The organism is Streptomyces poriticola (assembly GCF_036689765.1).
Classification (GTDB): Bacteria; Actinomycetota; Actinomycetes; order Streptomycetales; family Streptomycetaceae; genus Streptomyces; species Streptomyces poriticola.
The window spans coordinates 234297-248577 of the sequence record NZ_JBAGKH010000004.1; the positions used below are offsets into that span (position 1 = coordinate 234297).

Annotated in this window: 13 protein-coding genes and 1 pseudogene; 8 read left to right on the forward strand and 6 right to left on the reverse strand. The window is 73.5% G+C overall.

Annotated elements, in window-relative coordinates; translation table 11 throughout:
• The first annotated feature begins 427 nt into the window (after positions 1-427).
• A complete protein-coding gene (locus V5O46_RS08685; protein ID WP_332883899.1) occupies positions 428-1369 on the forward strand; it encodes a Gfo/Idh/MocA family protein in 942 nt (313 codons plus the stop codon).
• 12 nt (positions 1370-1381) lie between these two features.
• Complete coding sequence (locus tag V5O46_RS08690; RefSeq protein WP_332883900.1) at positions 1382-2500, forward strand: PP2C family protein-serine/threonine phosphatase; 1119 nt, start codon at positions 1382-1384, stop codon at positions 2498-2500.
• Here the strand turns inward: V5O46_RS08690 and V5O46_RS08695 are convergent.
• Positions 2457-4736 (reverse strand): MMPL family transporter, encoded by a 2280-nt coding sequence (locus V5O46_RS08695; protein WP_332883901.1) that lies wholly within the window; start codon positions 4734-4736, stop codon positions 2457-2459. The two genes, V5O46_RS08690 and V5O46_RS08695, sit on opposite strands and share 44 nt — an antisense overlap.
• Before the next feature lie 254 nt (positions 4737-4990).
• On the opposite strand from V5O46_RS08695, the gene V5O46_RS08700 reads away from it, so the two are divergent.
• Positions 4991-5212: a hypothetical protein gene (locus tag V5O46_RS08700; RefSeq protein ID WP_332883902.1), complete on the forward strand. Its 222-nt coding sequence runs from the start codon at positions 4991-4993 to the stop codon at positions 5210-5212.
• 21 nt (positions 5213-5233) lie between these two features.
• Here V5O46_RS08700 and V5O46_RS08705 read toward each other — a convergent pair whose 3' ends face one another.
• The 3 genes from V5O46_RS08705 to V5O46_RS08715 form a co-directional block, all read right to left on the reverse strand.
• On the reverse strand, positions 5234-6748 hold the full coding sequence (locus V5O46_RS08705; RefSeq protein WP_332883903.1) for a hypothetical protein: 1515 nt from the start codon (positions 6746-6748) through the stop codon (positions 5234-5236).
• A 132-nt stretch (positions 6749-6880) separates the two neighbouring features.
• Positions 6881-9235 (reverse strand): glycoside hydrolase family 65 protein, encoded by a 2355-nt coding sequence (locus V5O46_RS08710; protein WP_332883904.1) that lies wholly within the window; start codon positions 9233-9235, stop codon positions 6881-6883.
• Positions 9232-9972: an HAD family hydrolase gene (locus tag V5O46_RS08715; protein ID WP_332883905.1), complete on the reverse strand. Its 741-nt coding sequence runs from the start codon at positions 9970-9972 to the stop codon at positions 9232-9234. The genes V5O46_RS08710 and V5O46_RS08715 overlap by 4 nt, the downstream gene beginning before the upstream one ends.
• A 95-nt stretch (positions 9973-10067) precedes the next feature.
• On the opposite strand from V5O46_RS08715, the gene V5O46_RS08720 reads away from it, so the two are divergent.
• The 3 genes from V5O46_RS08720 to V5O46_RS08730 all read left to right on the forward strand — a co-directional run bounded on the left by V5O46_RS08720 (position 10068) and on the right by V5O46_RS08730 (position 12444).
• Positions 10068-10733 (forward strand): nucleoside/nucleotide kinase family protein, encoded by a 666-nt coding sequence (locus tag V5O46_RS08720; protein WP_332883906.1) that lies wholly within the window; start codon positions 10068-10070, stop codon positions 10731-10733.
• A gap of 132 nt (positions 10734-10865) precedes the next feature.
• Positions 10866-11786, forward strand: coding sequence for a MurR/RpiR family transcriptional regulator (locus tag V5O46_RS08725; protein ID WP_332883907.1), 921 nt, complete (start codon positions 10866-10868; stop codon positions 11784-11786).
• A 283-nt stretch (positions 11787-12069) separates the two neighbouring features.
• On the forward strand, positions 12070-12444 hold the full coding sequence (locus tag V5O46_RS08730; protein WP_332883908.1) for a hypothetical protein: 375 nt from the start codon (positions 12070-12072) through the stop codon (positions 12442-12444).
• 4 nt (positions 12445-12448) lie between these two features.
• Here V5O46_RS08730 and V5O46_RS08735 read toward each other — a convergent pair whose 3' ends face one another.
• The gene (locus V5O46_RS08735) at positions 12449-12940 is read right to left on the reverse strand and encodes a flavin reductase family protein (protein ID WP_332883909.1); all 492 of its coding nucleotides are present in this window, start codon (positions 12938-12940) and stop codon (positions 12449-12451) included.
• A gap of 250 nt (positions 12941-13190) precedes the next feature.
• Between V5O46_RS08735 and V5O46_RS08740 the strand changes: the two genes are divergently transcribed.
• Both V5O46_RS08740 and V5O46_RS08745 read left to right on the forward strand, forming a co-directional pair.
• Positions 13191-13376, forward strand: a complete 186-nt coding sequence (locus V5O46_RS08740; protein ID WP_332883910.1) for a hypothetical protein — start codon at positions 13191-13193, stop codon at positions 13374-13376.
• 58 nt (positions 13377-13434) lie between these two features.
• Entirely contained in the window at positions 13435-13779 is a 345-nt protein-coding gene (locus V5O46_RS08745; RefSeq protein ID WP_332883911.1) for a hypothetical protein, read from the forward strand.
• 297 nt (positions 13780-14076) lie between these two features.
• Here the strand turns inward: V5O46_RS08745 and V5O46_RS08750 are convergent.
• Positions 14077-14228, reverse strand: a pseudogene (locus V5O46_RS08750) (IS5-like element IS4811 family transposase); the annotation flags it as partial.
• Between the last annotated feature and the right edge of the window lie 53 nt (positions 14229-14281).

Here is a 14281-nt window from a genome sequence, read left to right on the forward strand (position 1 = left end):
GCACGGCGCGGGGGCATGCCGCCCCGCGCTCCGCGCACCGGCCTCCTTCTGCCCCGAAGGATGACATACCGTCCGGTCGGTCCCTAGGGTTGTGCAACGGGAGGTTCTGCTGCACGACGCGTCGGCCTCCTGCCGTGGCGAGGGGCCCGGCCGGTGGCCGCCCCGGCTCGGAACCCCTGGGGGCGGCGTTCCACGACGCCGTCGGACGGGTGTCGCCGCCGGGCCGGCCGTGCCACTGCCGGCGGGCGACCCGCCGTGCGGGGCCGGCGACATCACCGGTCTCCGCGGCCGGGCGCGGACCGGCCCCGGCCGCCACCGCCGTACGGTCCCGGCGGGGTTGTGCCGGGACCGGGCCGGTGTGGCACGCTCGGCCCGGGCCGGACGGCGACGGGCCGGCGACCGGTGACCGGCGAGGAGGGGCTGCGGTATGCGCATCGGACTGCTGGGGACCGGACCGTGGGCGGAGCTGGCGCACGCCCCCGCCCTGAGCCTCCACGGCGAGCTGGAGTTCACGGGCGTGTGGGGGCGCCGCCCGCAGGCGGCCCGGGAGCTGGCGGAACGTCACGGCACCCGCGCCTACGAGGACGTGGACGGGCTGCTCGCCGAGGTGGACGCCGTAGCCCTGGCACTGCCCCCCGACGTGCAGGCGGAACTCGCGGTGCGCGCGGCGCGGGCCGGCTGCCATCTGCTGCTGGACAAGCCGCTGGCGGCCACGGTGGCGCAGGGCCGGGCGGTGGCCGGCGCGGTGCGGGAGGCCGGTGTCGCCTCGGTCGTGTTCTTCACCGCCCGCTTCCAGCCCGAGGCGGAGGCGTGGATCGCCGGTCAGGCCGGGCGCGCGGACTGGTTCACGGCGCGGGCGCAGTGGCTCGGCTCGGTGCTGACCGGCGACAGCCCGTTCGGCCGGTCGCCGTGGCGGCGGGAGAAGGGCGCCCTGTGGGACGTCGGCCCGCACGCCCTGTCGGTGCTGCTCCCGGTCCTGGGCGAGGTGCGGCGGGTGGCGGCGGCGGCGCCGGGGCCCGGGGACACGGTGCATGTGGTCCTGGAGCACGCCGGCGGCGCGTCGAGCGTGCTCACGCTCAGTCTCTCGGCCCCGGCCGCGGCGGCGGGCGCCACGGTGGAACTGCGTGGCGGCGCGGGCGTGACGGTGCTCCCGGAGAGCACGCAGGGGGCGGTTCCGGCGCTGCTGCGCGCCGCGGACGCGCTGCTGGCCGCCGCCCGCGGCGGGCACCGGCATCCGTGCGACGCGGCGTTCGGGCTGCGGGTGACGGAGGTCCTCGCCGCCGCCGAGGCGCTGCTGGACGGTGCGGGCCGCGGTGGCCGGGACGCCGGACCTCCCGGTGCCCGGCGTGCGGGAGGGATGCCCGCGTAGGAGCGTGGTGGTGTGGGAAAGGTGTCCGCAGCGGTCGCGCGCCGGGGTGCGGAGCGGCGGGGCTGGCTGCGGGGTGCGCCGCCGCCCCGCTGGGTGCGGCTGCTGCCGGTCGCCCTCGTCGCCGGTGTCGGCGCGGCGACCCTGATCAGTCCCGACCCCCTCGACATCGGCTTTCTGCTGGGTGCCATCCCGCCGCTGGCCGTGCTGTCGTACAGCCCGCTGGTGACCGCGGTGCTCGGGGCCGCCGTGCTCGCGATGCTGACCGTGCCCGCCTTCCAGCTGGACCGGCCCGGCGGAACGGACCTGCTCACCGTCGCCTTCGTCGTCGTACTGAGCGTGTTCGTGTCGTTCGTGCGCAGTCGCCGGGACGCGCAGCTGAATCTCGAGCGCACCGTCGCCGAGGCGGCACAGCGGGCCGTGGTGCCGCCGCTGCCGGAACAGGTGGGACCGGTGCGGTGTGCGGGGCTGTACCGGGCGGCGCAGCGCGGGACGCTGGTCGGCGGTGACTTCTTCGATGTGCGCGACGGCCCGTTCGGGGTCCGGGCGGTCATCGGTGATGTGCAGGGGCACGGGCTGTCGGCGGTGGCCACGGTGGCCTCGCTGCTCGGGGCGTTCCGGGAGGCGGTGCTGGACCAGCAGGAGCTCGCGGAGGTCGCCGGGCGGCTGGACCGCAGGCTGCGGGTGGACTCGGCGGACGTGCGGCACGCCGAACTGTTCGCGACGGCCGCGCTGCTGGAGTTCTCGGCCGACGCCGCCGAGGTGCGCATCGTGACCTGCGGGCATCCGCCGCCCTTACTGCTGCGCGGGGCGGCGGTCACGGAGCTGGGGCTGGCGCCCTGGACGCCGCTGGGGCTGGGTCTTGCGGACGCCTCGGCGATCGGCGCCCAGTCGGTACGGCTGCACCCGGGTGACCGGCTGTTCCTCGCCTCCGACGGGGTGGGCGAGGCCCGGGACGCGGGCGGCGGCTTCTATCCGCTGCTGGAGCGGCTGGCCGGGCTCGGTGAACAGGCGGGCGCCGATCCGGCCCGGCTCACGGAACTGGTGTGGGGCGATCTGTCGCGGTTCTGCCGGGATCTGCAGGACGACGTCACGATGCTCGTCCTGAGCCCTGCTCCCCCGGGCCACCGCTGACCGCCCCGGCCGCCGCCCGTTCGTGCTCGCCCTCGGCGTCGATGTGCGGCAGGACCCGGTCCAGCCACCCGGGTGTCCACCATGCGTGCCGCCCGAGCAGCGTCAGCACGGCCGGCACCAGCAGCAGCCGGACCACGGTGGCGTCGATGAGCACGCTGACGGCCAGCCCGAGCCCGAGCATCTTGACGACGATGTTGTCGCTGATGATGAACGCGGCGAAGACGCTGACCATGATCAGGGCGGCGCAGGTGATGACCCGGGCGGTGATCTCCAGTGCGTGGGCCACCGCGTCCTTGGCGTCGCCGGTGCGCAGCCAGGCCTCGTGCACCCGGGAGAGCAGGAAGATCTCGTAGTCCATGCTCAGCCCGAAGATGATCGCGAACATCATCATCGGCACATAGCTCTCGATGGGCACCGTGCCGTTGACCCCGAGCGCGGGCCCGCCCCAGCCCCACTGGAAGACGGCGACGACGACACCGTAGGAGGCGGCGATGGACAGCACGTTCAGCACGGCGGCCTTGACCGCGACCAGCAGCCCGCGGAAGACGGTGAGGATGATCAGGAAGGCTAGGGCGACCACGACGGCGATGATCAGCGGCAGCCGGTCGGCGACGATGTCGCGGAAGTCGACCTGGGCGGCGGTGGTGCCGGTGACGTAGCCCCGGGCGTCGGTGCCGGAGACCGCCTCGGGCAGGGTGCTGTCGACCAGCCGGTTGGTGAGGTCGGTGGTCTCGGCGCTCTGCGGGGAGTGCTCCGGGTAGACGGTGCCGATCAGCACGTCGCCGTCCTGGGTCGCGGTGAGCGGGGTGACGGCGGCGGTGCCGGAGACGTCGGCGAGGGTCCGGTTCGCCTGGGAGGCGAGGTCGGAACGCTGCGCCTGCGGTACGTCCGACTGGTCGACGACCACGGTCAGCGGCGCGTTGGAGCCGGGCCCGAACGCGTCGGTCATCAGGTCGTAGGCGCGCCGGTCGGTGAAGGAGGTGGGGTCGGCGCCGTCGTCGATGTGCCCGAGCTGCATGGAGAAGACCGGGATGGCCAGGACCGCGATGGTCGCGAGGCCGGCGGCCAGGAAGTGCCAGGGCCGGCGCTCCACGCGCCGGGCGTAGCGGTGCCAGACGCCGTGCGGCTCCGCGCCGGGCTCGGCGTCGGTCTCGGCGACGGGGCGGCGTACGTGGTAGCGGTCGAGGCGCCGGCCGATCAGGCCCATCAGGGCGGGGACCAGGGTCAGCGCCCCGAGGACGGCCGAGACCACGGTGACGGCGGCGGCCAGGCCGAGCTTGCCGATGAAGGACACGCCGGAGGCGTAGAGGCCGCAGAGCGCGACGATCACCGTGCAGCCGGAGACCAGCACCGCCCGGCCGCTGGTGGCGGTGGCGTGGCCGGCCGCGTGCACCGGGTCGGCGCCGTTCATCAGGTTCTGCCGGTGCCGGGTGATCAGGAACAGGGCGTAGTCGATGCCGACGCCCAGCCCGATCATGGTGGCCAGGGTGGGCGACACCGTGGCGAAGGTGAACGCGGCGGCCAGCAGGCCGAGGCAGGCCAGTCCGCCGAAGACCCCCAGCAGTGCGGTGATCAGGGGGATCCCGGCGGCGATCACACTGCCGAAGCCGATCAGCAGGACGACGATCGCGACCCCGAAGCCGATCATCTCGCTGATCCGGTCGTCGGGGGCGGGCCGGGCCAGTTCGCCGAGCTGTCCGCCGTACTCGACCTCGGCACCGGCCGACCGCAGGGGCTGTACGGCGTCGTCCACCCCGTCGAGGTAGGAGTCGTCCAGTGTGGACGGCTGGACGTCGAAGCGGACGCTGATGTAGGCGGTGCGGCCGTCGGAGGAGACGGGCCCCTCGGCGGTCTGGGAGGGGGCGGTGAGCGGGTTCTGCGCGGACAGCACGTGCGGCAGCTTCTCCAGGTCGCCCACGGTGGTGCCGAACTGCGAGCTCAGCGACGTCAGGGAGGTGTCGGCGTCGTGGACGACGATCTGGCTGCTGTAGCCGGCGGCCGCCGGGTCGTGCTGCTGCAGGACGTCCAGGCCCTGCGCGGACTGGGTGGAGGAGATGGTGAAGTTGTCGGAGTAGTCCCCGCCGAAGGAGCGCTCGGAGAGCTGCAGGGCGACCAGCGCCGCCAGCCAGGCGACGAGGACGACCACTCCGTGCCGGGCGCACCACTCGCCCAGTCGCCGCAGACCCCCGCGCGCGGCCGGGCCCCGCTCACCGGCACGGGTACGGTTGCCTGCCATGCTCCCTGCCCTTCTGCCCGGGCCGGCCGGGCCGGATCTCCGCTCGTCCTGCTCGTGTCCATTGGATGCCGTGCGGCTTCCGGGCGCATGTCCGTGGGGGACGCCGGACGGCTCCGCGGCGTCTGTCCGCCCGGGCAGGCAGTTCGAGCGCGCGGCGCTGCGGAGGCAGGGACGCTAGGGTGTGATATCGGGATATTCGGGACCGATGGCAGTATCGGGACCGGATCAGCCACCGGACCGGAGGAGCTTCCGTCATGGAGATGTCACAGCCTGAGGCTTCCCGGCCGTCCGAGGTACGCGTACGCGACGACCGCGCCACCCCGGACGACCTGCTCCACACCCGCACGGGCACCGACGTGTCGCCCGAGGACCTGGTTCTGGCGTCCGGCAAGGACCTCAGCGAGCGCACCCTGGAGTGGGCCCGCCGCAAGCTGGCCGCGGAGGGGCCGGCCGCCCTGGACAAGCTGCTCCCCTGACCCCGGAGCGCCCGGCCGGGATCAGTCCTCCCGGCCGGACCCGTCCTGCCCGTCGGCCCTCGGCGGCGGTGCGACCCGGATCTCCAGGTCGCCGATCCGGTACGGGGTCCAGGTGCGGGCGAAGCCGGGCGGGGTGCCGTCGGGACCGGTCAGCGCGGCGACCGGGATGCGGCGGGCGGTGCGCACGATCTCGGCCTCGGTGGTGTTCTCGTTGTTGCCGGCGGTGGCGCCCGAGGAGCAGCCCGTGTAGTAGCCGATCGGGATGGCCTGGTACCCGGTGAGCAGGCAGGGCGGGCGGACGCCCAGTCCGTGCAGTTCGCCTGCGGTGCGGGCCCAGTCGCGGCGGCTGTCGGTGTTGCGGTCCACGGTGTGCACCAGGACGCTGAGCTGCACCGCCAGATGCGCTGCCAGCCCCACTGCGACCAGGGTGGTGGCGACCGGCCGCCAAGCGCCGCCGGGCCGTCGGACCAGGTGCCAGAGCGCGTCGGCGACGGGGAGCGCCAGCAGGGCGTAGGCGGGCTGCAGGAAGCGGGGCGCCGCGTACCCGATCATGAACAGGTACGGCAGGGCCGCCGTGGCGGCGCACGCCAGCGGGACCAGGGTGCGTGCGGTGCGCCCGGCGCGGACGGCGACGGCCAGCCCCAGTGCGGCGAGCACCGGCAGCAGGTACCACCACAGGAGGACCGGCAGGGCCGGCATGGACACGTCGCACGGGCGGCACAGCGCACGCCCGCCGAGGCTGCGCAGCTGGTCGTCGACGGCGAAGTGCCAGCCGAGCCCGCCCTGGATCTCGGAGGCCCGGGACAGCCGCGCCCCCGGCCCGCCGTACCAGGCGTACGCCTCGGCCACCCACTCCCCTCCCCCGGCGGCCAGCCCGGCGGCCAGGGCGAGCAGCAGCGGCCACCGGCGGCGGACCAGGGCGAGGACGAGCAGCGGCAGGGTGACCCACACCGCGTCGGTGGGCCGCATCAGGGCCATCAGGACGGCGCCGGCCGCCACGCCCCACAGCACCGCCCTGCCTCCGCGATCGGCGTCCGCGCGCAGGAAGCAGCCGACGCAGATCAGCGCGCCGACGGCGACCCAGTAGTTGGGCATGGCCTGCGGGCCGTAGAAGAGGGTCACCCACAGGGTGGCGAACAGGGCGCCGGCGGTGGCCAGGACCCGGGCCGGGAACAGGCCCCGCCAGGCGCGCAGGGCCAGGAAGAGGCCGAGGCCGGACAGCACAGCGAGGTGGACCCGCAGCAGTTCGGTGGAGGACGACCAGGACGCGACGGGCGCCACCAGCAGGGAGACGCCGCGGGATCGGGGGGCGCTGAAGAACGCGGCCGGAGTGTGGGTGGTGACCTGGCTGACGTACACCGTCTCGTCCCAGCCCAGGCCCATTCCGGGGCGCACCAGCAGCAGTTGGGCCAGGGTGAAGACGGCGGCCACCGCCGCGAGCAGGCGGGTGTCGCGGGCCCGGCCCGGCGCGCCGGGGGCCGTCGCCGGGCCGCGCCGGCGCCTGCCGGCGCGGAGGGTGCTCACACCGTTGGCCATCGTCCGCCTCTCCATCGTGAACACACGGGAACCCTGATGAAACGTCACACTTCGAACAGAGCAACCATTGCATGATGGTCGTACCGGGAGGAAAGCGGCCCGCCGTCCGGCCTCCCCCCGGGTGACGGCCGGTCAGCGGGCGTTGGGCCGCCGGTGCGGGGGCTGTTCGGGGGACGGCCGGCGTTTGATCCTGGGGGTGGTGCGGGTGACCGGCTCGTCGCCGGTGAGCTCGACCTCCGCACCGTGGTGGCGGATCGTCAGCGGCTCGCCGAACAGCAGCGTGTACGTCGCCCTGCCGGCGGAGATCTCCACACGTACGCACCGGCCGCGGAACTGCAGCCGGAAGGCCAGCCGGCTGAACTTCTCCGGCAGCCGCGGTGCGAACCGCAGGGTCTCGCCGTCCCGGCGGGTGCCGCCGAACCCGGCGACCAGCGCCATCCACGTCCCCGCCAGGGACGCGACGTGCAGGCCGTCCCGGGTGTTGTGCTCCAGGTCCGCCAGGTCCATCAGCGCGGCCTCGGCGGTGTAGTCGTAGGCCAGGCGCAGATGCCCGGTCTGGGCGGCGACCACGGCCTGGCAGCAGGCCGACAGCGAGGAGTCCCGGACGGTCAGCGGTTCGTAGTAGGCGAAGTTGCGGGCGATCTCGTCGTCGTCGCAGTGGGCGTCGAACCAGCTTCCGCAGGTGTAGATCGCCAGGACCAGGTCGGACTGCTTGATCACCTGCTTGCGGTACAGGTCGAAATAGGGGAAGTGCAGCATCAACGGGTACTGGTCGGCGGTGGTGCGGGCGAAGTCCCAGCGCTGGTGCCGGGTGAATCCCGCGTGCTGTTCGTACACGCCGAGCTCGTCGTTGTAGGGGATGCACACGGCCTCGGCGGCGTCCCGCCAGGCGGCGCTCTCCTCGTCGTCGGCGCCGAGCCGCGCCGCGTCGTCGGGGTGGCGTTCACAGGCGTCGGCGGCGGCGAGCAGGTTCGCCCGTGCCATGAGGTTGGTGTACATGTTGTCGTCGCCGATGGCGCTGTACTCGTCGGGTCCGGTGACCCCGTCGATGTGGAAGGTGCCGTGGTGGTCGTGGTGACCGAGGGAACGCCACAGCCGGGCGGTCTCCACCAGCAGCTCGAGGCCTGCTTCGCGTTCGAAGTCCGTGTCCCCGGTGACCGCGACGTACCGGACGACGGCATGCGCGATGTCGGCGCCCACGTGGAAGGCGGCGGTGCCGGCCGGCCAGTACGCGGACCCCTCCGAGCCGTCGATGGTCCGCCAGGGGAACGCGGCGCCGCTCAGACCGAGCTGGGCGGCGCGGTCCTTGGCGGCGGGCAGGGTGTCCCGGCGCCAGCGCAGCGCCTCCGCGACCGCCCGGGGCTCGGTGTAGGCCAGCACGGGCAGCACGAACATCTCCGTGTCCCAGAAGGCGTGGCCGTCGTAGCCGGAGCCGGTCAGCCCCTTGGCCGGGATCGCCCGCTGCTCGGCGCGGGCACCGGCCTGCAGCACGTGGAACAGGGCGAAGCGGACGGCCTGCTGGATCTCCTCGTCGCCGTCGACCTCGACGTCCGCGCGGCCCCAGAAGTCGTCCAGGTAGGAGCGCTGTTCGGTGAGGAGTCCGGCCCAGCCGCTGTGTGCGGCGGCGGCCAGGGCGGCGTCGACCTGGTCGGCCATCGCAGGCCGGGACCGGGTGCCGGACCAGCCGTGCGCGACCGTCTTCTGCACCCGCAGCGCCTGGCCCGGATCCAGTACGGCGGTGACGGTCAGCCGCGCCACGTCCACGTCGCTCTCGCTGCTGGTGAGAACGCCGTCCGGGCCCTCGACCACATGGTCGGCGGCGACCGCGACCCGCAGCCCGCTGCGCCGGGTGCAGTGCACCAGGCGCAGCCGGCGGCCGGCGGCGAAGGCGTCCTCCGGCTCCAGCGGGGACTGCAGGGCCCTGGCGGCGCGCGGGTCGCCGTCGGGGGCGGGCAGGCTCTCGTTGGCGACCAGCTCCGACTGGATGACCACCCGGGTGCGGCTGTCGAGCGGCTCCACCTCGTACTCGACGGCGGCGATGGCCCGCTGGGTGAGGGAGACCAGCCGGGTGGAGCGCACCCGTACCGTCGACCCGGCCGGTGAGGTCCACTCGACCAGGCGCTCCAGCACCCCGCGGCGCAGGTCCAGGGTCCGTTCGTGCTTGATCAGCCGTCCGTAGCGCAGGTCGAACGGCTCGTCGTCGACCAGCAGCCGCACCAGCTTGCCGTTGGTGACGTTGATGACCGTCTGACCCGACTCGGGGTAGCCGTAGCCCGCCTCGGCGTAGGGCAGCGGGTGGAGTTCGTGGACGCCGTTGAGATAGGTGCCGGGCAGGCCGTGCGGTTCGCCCTCGTCGAGGTTGCCGCGCCAGCCGACATGCCCGTTGGACAGCGCGAACACGGACTCGCTCTGGGCCAGCAGGTCCAGGTTGAGGGAGGTCTCGCGGACCGACCACGGCTCCACTGCGTACGTCAGGTTGGTGATCACGCCCGGCCTCCCAGCTCCGCGAGGTCGGTGACGACGCGGTCGGCACCGTGCGCATAGAGGGCGTCGCTCTGGCCGACGCGGTCGACGCCGACGACGTAGCCGAACCGGCCGGAGCGGCCGGCGTCCATGCCGGCCAGCGCGTCCTCGAAGACCGCGGCGCGCCGCGGCTCCACGCCGAGGTCACGGGCGGCGGCGAGGAAGGTGTCGGGGTGCGGCTTGCCGGGCAGGCCGCGCTCGCGGGCGACCACGCCGTCGATGCGCACGTCGAACAGACGCTCGGCGTCGATGGAGCGCAGCACGTCGACGGTGTTGGCGCTGGAGGAGACGATCGCGGTGCGCAGCCCCCCGGCACGGACGGCCTCGATGTAGCGCAGCGAGCCGGGGTAGGCCTGGACGCCGTCGGTGCGGATCCGCTGCAGCAGCAGGGCGTTCTTGCGGTTGCCGACGCCGTTGACCGTCTGCGCGTCGGGCGGGTCGTCCGGGTCGCCCTCCGGAAGTTCGATGCCGCGGGAGGCGAGGAAGGTGCGCACACCGTCGGCGCGCGGGCGGCCGTCGACGTACTGGTCGTAGTCGGAGTCGGTGAACGGCCGGAACGCCTCGCCCTCCCGCTCGCGCAGGAACGCGTCGAACGTCTCCTTCCAGGCGGCGGCGTGCACCACCGCCGTCCGGGTGACGACCCCGTCGAGGTCGAAGAGGCAGGCCTGGATGTCGTCGGGGAGCCCCAGTTGCGTCGTCATACCCCCACAGTTCCCCGCGGCGGCGCCTCCCTTCGAGTGGTTGCGCACCCGGCAGCGGGGGACGGCACGGCCGGTCGGGTGACAGACTCGGCGGCATGCCGCCGACCTTCGACGATCTGCTGTCCCGGGCCCGCCGGCTGCCGCGGGGCGGGCGCCGTGCCCTCCTCGGTATCGCCGGGCCGCCCGGCGCCGGCAAGTCGACGCTGGCCGAACGGCTGGTGCGGGAGCTGAACGGGCCGGGCGAGCCGTGGGCGGCGCACGTCCCGATGGACGGCTTCCACCTCGCCGACGCCGAACTGGACCGGCTGGGCCTGCGCGACCGCAAGGGCGCGCCGGACACCTTCGACGCCGCCGGGTACGCGGCGCTGCTGGGCCGGCTGCGCCGGGAGACGGCCTCCGGCGAGACCGTGTACGCGCCGGGCTTCGAGCGAGTGCTGGAGCAGCCGCTCGCCGGGGCCGTGCCGGTACCGCCGACGGCCCGGCTGGTGGTGACGGAGGGCAACTACCTGCTGCTGGACGGCGGGGCGTGGACGCGGGTGCGGGCGCACCTGGACGAGGTGTGGTTCTGCGAGCTGGACGAGGCCGAGCGGATCCGCCGGCTGGTCGCCCGTCACGAGGAGTTCGGCAAGCCGCACGAGGCGGCGGTGGCCTGGGTGCACGGCACCGACGGGCGCAACGCCGAGCTGGTGTCCGCGACCCGGCACGGGGCCGATCTCCTGGTGCGGGTGGGCGACCTGGAGGGCGGGGACCGGGCGGGGTGAACCCCGGTCGGCCCGCGCCCCGCCGGTGCCGGACGCACGCTGGGAGCGGTGGAAGGTGCCCTGGTGAGGGCAGCCGGTGGGCTATGTTGAACCTCCGTGGGAGATTCCAGCGGAGACAAGAGAGGCGCGGCCGTGCCGTCGTCTCAGCAGGCACGCGCGCAGGCGTCGGCGATCACCTCGGGCCGGTCCGCGCCGGAGGCGGAGGTCTCCGCCACGTCCCAGCTGCGGACACTGTTCGACCGGCCCCGGCTCTCCCCCGGTCACCGGCGCATCGCGCAGTACCTGATCGAGCACCTCACCGAGGCGGCGTTCCTGTCGATCACGGACCTCGCCGACCGGGTCGGGGTGAGCCAGCCGTCGGTGACCCGGTTCGCCTCGGCGGTCGGCTTCAGCGGCTACCCGGCGCTCAGGGAGCGGCTGCAGGCCATCGCGCTGGGTGCCCGGAGCGTCGGCGCCCCGGCCGAGGAGAGCCGCGGCAACGAACTGCAGGCCGCGGTGGACGCGGAGATCGAGAACCTGGAGAACCTGCGGCGCGACTTCGCCGACCCCGACCGGTTGATCGACCTGGGCCGCAGGCTGTCGGAGTCGGCCCCGCTGACGGTGCTGGGGCTGCGGATCTCGGTGTCGCTGGCCGAGTACTTCGCCTACGCCGCCCGCCGTATCCACCCCGACGTGCGCCTGGTGACGCTGGGCGGCAGCGTCGCCTCCGACGCGCTGCTGCAGTCCCGGGAGGCGGGCGGCACCTGGGTGCTGGCCTTCTCCATGCCGCGGCACGCCCAGGAGACGCTGACGGCGGTACGGGTGGCGCGGGGCGCCGGGCTGAAGGTGGCGCTGATCACGGATCTGGCGCTGGGCCCGGTGGTGGACGAGGCCGACGTCGCCTTCGCCACGGGCACCGGGTCGCGGCTGGTCTTCGACTCCTACGCGGCGCCGGGCGTGGTGTGCGCCGCGCTGCTGCAGGCCATGACGGACGCCGACCCGGAGCGGACGCAGGCCCGCCTGGAGGAGTACGAGCATCTCGCCGAGCAGCACCACTTCTTCCTGCGGGACTGAGGAGGCGGCTCGCCCGCAACCAGCGCGCATGAATGTTTTCATGCGCCTTGCCATCCGGAAGGCATATATAAATACTGCTCACGCGGCCCGACCCGTCCCCGGATCGCGTCCGCATCTGTGCGAACACCCAGGTCGCCGACTCCTACCCGCTCAGGCGTCCGGGGTGTTCGTCCGGGCATCGCCTGCGCGAGCGCCCGTGGCGGTCCCGGTCATCCCCTAGGCCGGGACCGCCCCCAGCCGTCGCATGACCCGACGACGCCCCGCACCACCGGAAGCGAAGAACATGCCTCTGACGTCCCCGCGCACCGGCCCGGACTGGCCGTGCCAGGTGAAGATCCCCGGCAGCTACGACTGGGAGCGCTCGGCCGCCAGGTGGCTGCGCGAACTGGTGCCGGCCCGCTATGCCGGCTACCCCGCACTGGTCCGCCACCCCGTGCTCCTCGCCCGGCACGCGCAGATCCAGGTGCAGCACGAGATCCGGGTGGCCCGCACCGCCCTGCAGACCGCCCGGGCGGACCTGCCGCGGCTCGGGCTGCAGGAGTCCGTCATCGAGCACACCATCAAGCTGTACGCGGCGGAGGTGGCGCACCTGCAGCACATCGCGCGCAGTGTCCGCGCGGTCACCGAGGCACTGGCCGGGCCGGCCCCCGGACGCTGAGACCTCAGTCCACGGGGTGGCCGGGGGTGATACCGCGGGTGTCGCCGAGCCGCAGCAGCGGACCACCGGGTTCCGCACGCCCGCCCCACTCGACCGGGTCGAGGACGAACCCGATGTGGTCGCCGCCGCCCGTGTAGCTCAGCACGCGGCCGACGAACCACGCCTCGGCGTCCTCCAGGACGACGGCACCGCCGTACCCGTGCCGCCACCGGACGGTGCGGAACTTGTCCACCCCGTCGTCGCCGGTCGTGCCGCCGAAGATCTCGGCCAGCGGAAGCTGGTCGCGCGCGAGCAGATGGACGGCGAGGACGCGGGCGGTCCGGGCCACCCGGAAGGTGTGGTTGAGCTCGGACAGCCACACCGCGAACCGCACGGGGCGCAGGGAGCACTGCGAGGCGAAGCCGACCAGGCAGCCGGCCCGGTCACCGCCCGCCGCGGCCGTCACCACGCACATGTCGGGATCGAGCCGGCCGGTGAACACGTCCATGTCCGCCATGCGCTGGCGTCTCCTCGTCTCCCGCCGCCCTCTCTCCTGCCGCCCCGGTCTCTCACCCCATCACGTCACCGGCCCGCCTGCCATCGGGCGGGACCGGGACGGCGCTGCGCGGTGCGGGGTGGCTCAGTGCCTGTTTGCAAAGCTCTGGTGAGCGTTCGCCCAGCTCGGCCCCCAGTTCTACACACTGCGCTGCGGTACCAAGACGTGGGGATGGAAGCACATCAAGGCTCGCCACGGCTGGAACAGGACCATGGACCAGAAGATCAGCACGGCCATCTGGTCCGGGAAGCCGAACGGCCGCGGCGGGTTCTCCACCTACACGAACAGTTGCCCCAGTATCGAGAAGTTCCGGACCATCATCGGCACTCCGGCGGGGACGAACGACCTGCTGACGGCGTACAAGGTCACCCAGACCGCCGCCGTCGCCAAGTGCTGATACCGGGTAGGACTTGAGGGCAGCCGACGCAAGGTGGCTCTGGGCAAGGAAGGCACTCATGATGGCACAGACACCTGCCGAGCAGGCGCTGGCCCGTTCCTGCACCACAGGAGACGGCAGCGTGCGCTTCGACATCGCTGCTCTGTCTATCGACCGCCTGCCCCGGGGCCACGCCCTGCTGACCTACCAGTTGCGGGTAGTGCGCCAAGGCCTGCCCGACGAACGCTGGGCCGTTACCCTGCCCTGGGAAGACAAGTCCTTCACGGACGTTTTCGTCTCACCGGCCCCCGAACCCGAGCGGCTGCGGCAGCTCGTGCACCTCGTCCGTGCCCTGCTGGAGGAATGGTGGGACACCAAGGGACACAACCGGCAGTCGGCGAAACTGGGACAGCGCCTTCTCTGACGTCGCACGGCCGTGTTGGCGTCGTCGGATGGCAGCCGTGAGTGCCTGCTTCCGAAGCGGGCATGACATGCAGGTCGGGCGGGTTTCGGTGTTTGCCCAGCTCGGAAATCGAACGGTGCTGGTCCGGTGCGCTTGGCCCCGGGGGCCGGTCTGTGAAGCGCCTGACAGGCTCCGTCGACGGTGGGAGAGGGTTACTCAGGGCGGCGGTTCCGGTCGGGGCAGGGCCGAGGTGATGGGCCTGGCCTTGAGAACGATCAGTCCCGCTGGGCTTCGCGGGAGGCTGGCTGTCCGCTCCGGCGGGAGCTTCGGCGGGTGATTCGCCTGGTCATGATGGTGATCGCGGCCCAGGTGATGAGCGTATCCGAGTGCTGGATGAGCCGTTCGCAGTCGCGCGCGTGTCGGCAGGCGTGCATGATCCAGGCGTGTGAGCATTCGACGACCCAGCGCCGGGTGCTTCTCGGGACGGCCGCACGCCTTCGTTTCGCAGGCCGGGGTCGGCAAC

What these genes read in the sequence shown, in the direction of transcription:
- V5O46_RS08685 (WP_332883899.1), top strand. Translation starts at nt 428, where the DNA reads ATGCGCATCGGACTGCTGGGGACCGGACCGTGGGCGGAGCTGGCGCAC.
- V5O46_RS08700 (WP_332883902.1), top strand. Translation starts at nt 4,991, where the DNA reads ATGGAGATGTCACAGCCTGAGGCTTCCCGGCCGTCCGAGGTACGCGTA.
- V5O46_RS08735 (WP_332883909.1), bottom strand. Translation starts at nt 12,940, where the DNA reads ATGGCGGACATGGACGTGTTCACCGGCCGGCTCGATCCCGACATGTGC.
- V5O46_RS08730 (WP_332883908.1), top strand. Translation starts at nt 12,070, where the DNA reads ATGCCTCTGACGTCCCCGCGCACCGGCCCGGACTGGCCGTGCCAGGTG.
- V5O46_RS08705 (WP_332883903.1), bottom strand. Translation starts at nt 6,748, where the DNA reads ATGGCCAACGGTGTGAGCACCCTCCGCGCCGGCAGGCGCCGGCGCGGC.
- V5O46_RS08715 (WP_332883905.1), bottom strand. Translation starts at nt 9,972, where the DNA reads ATGACGACGCAACTGGGGCTCCCCGACGACATCCAGGCCTGCCTCTTC.
- V5O46_RS08740 (WP_332883910.1), top strand. Translation starts at nt 13,191, where the DNA reads ATGGACCAGAAGATCAGCACGGCCATCTGGTCCGGGAAGCCGAACGGC.
- V5O46_RS08695 (WP_332883901.1), bottom strand. Translation starts at nt 4,736, where the DNA reads ATGGCAGGCAACCGTACCCGTGCCGGTGAGCGGGGCCCGGCCGCGCGC.
- V5O46_RS08720 (WP_332883906.1), top strand. Translation starts at nt 10,068, where the DNA reads ATGCCGCCGACCTTCGACGATCTGCTGTCCCGGGCCCGCCGGCTGCCG.
- V5O46_RS08745 (WP_332883911.1), top strand. Translation starts at nt 13,435, where the DNA reads ATGATGGCACAGACACCTGCCGAGCAGGCGCTGGCCCGTTCCTGCACC.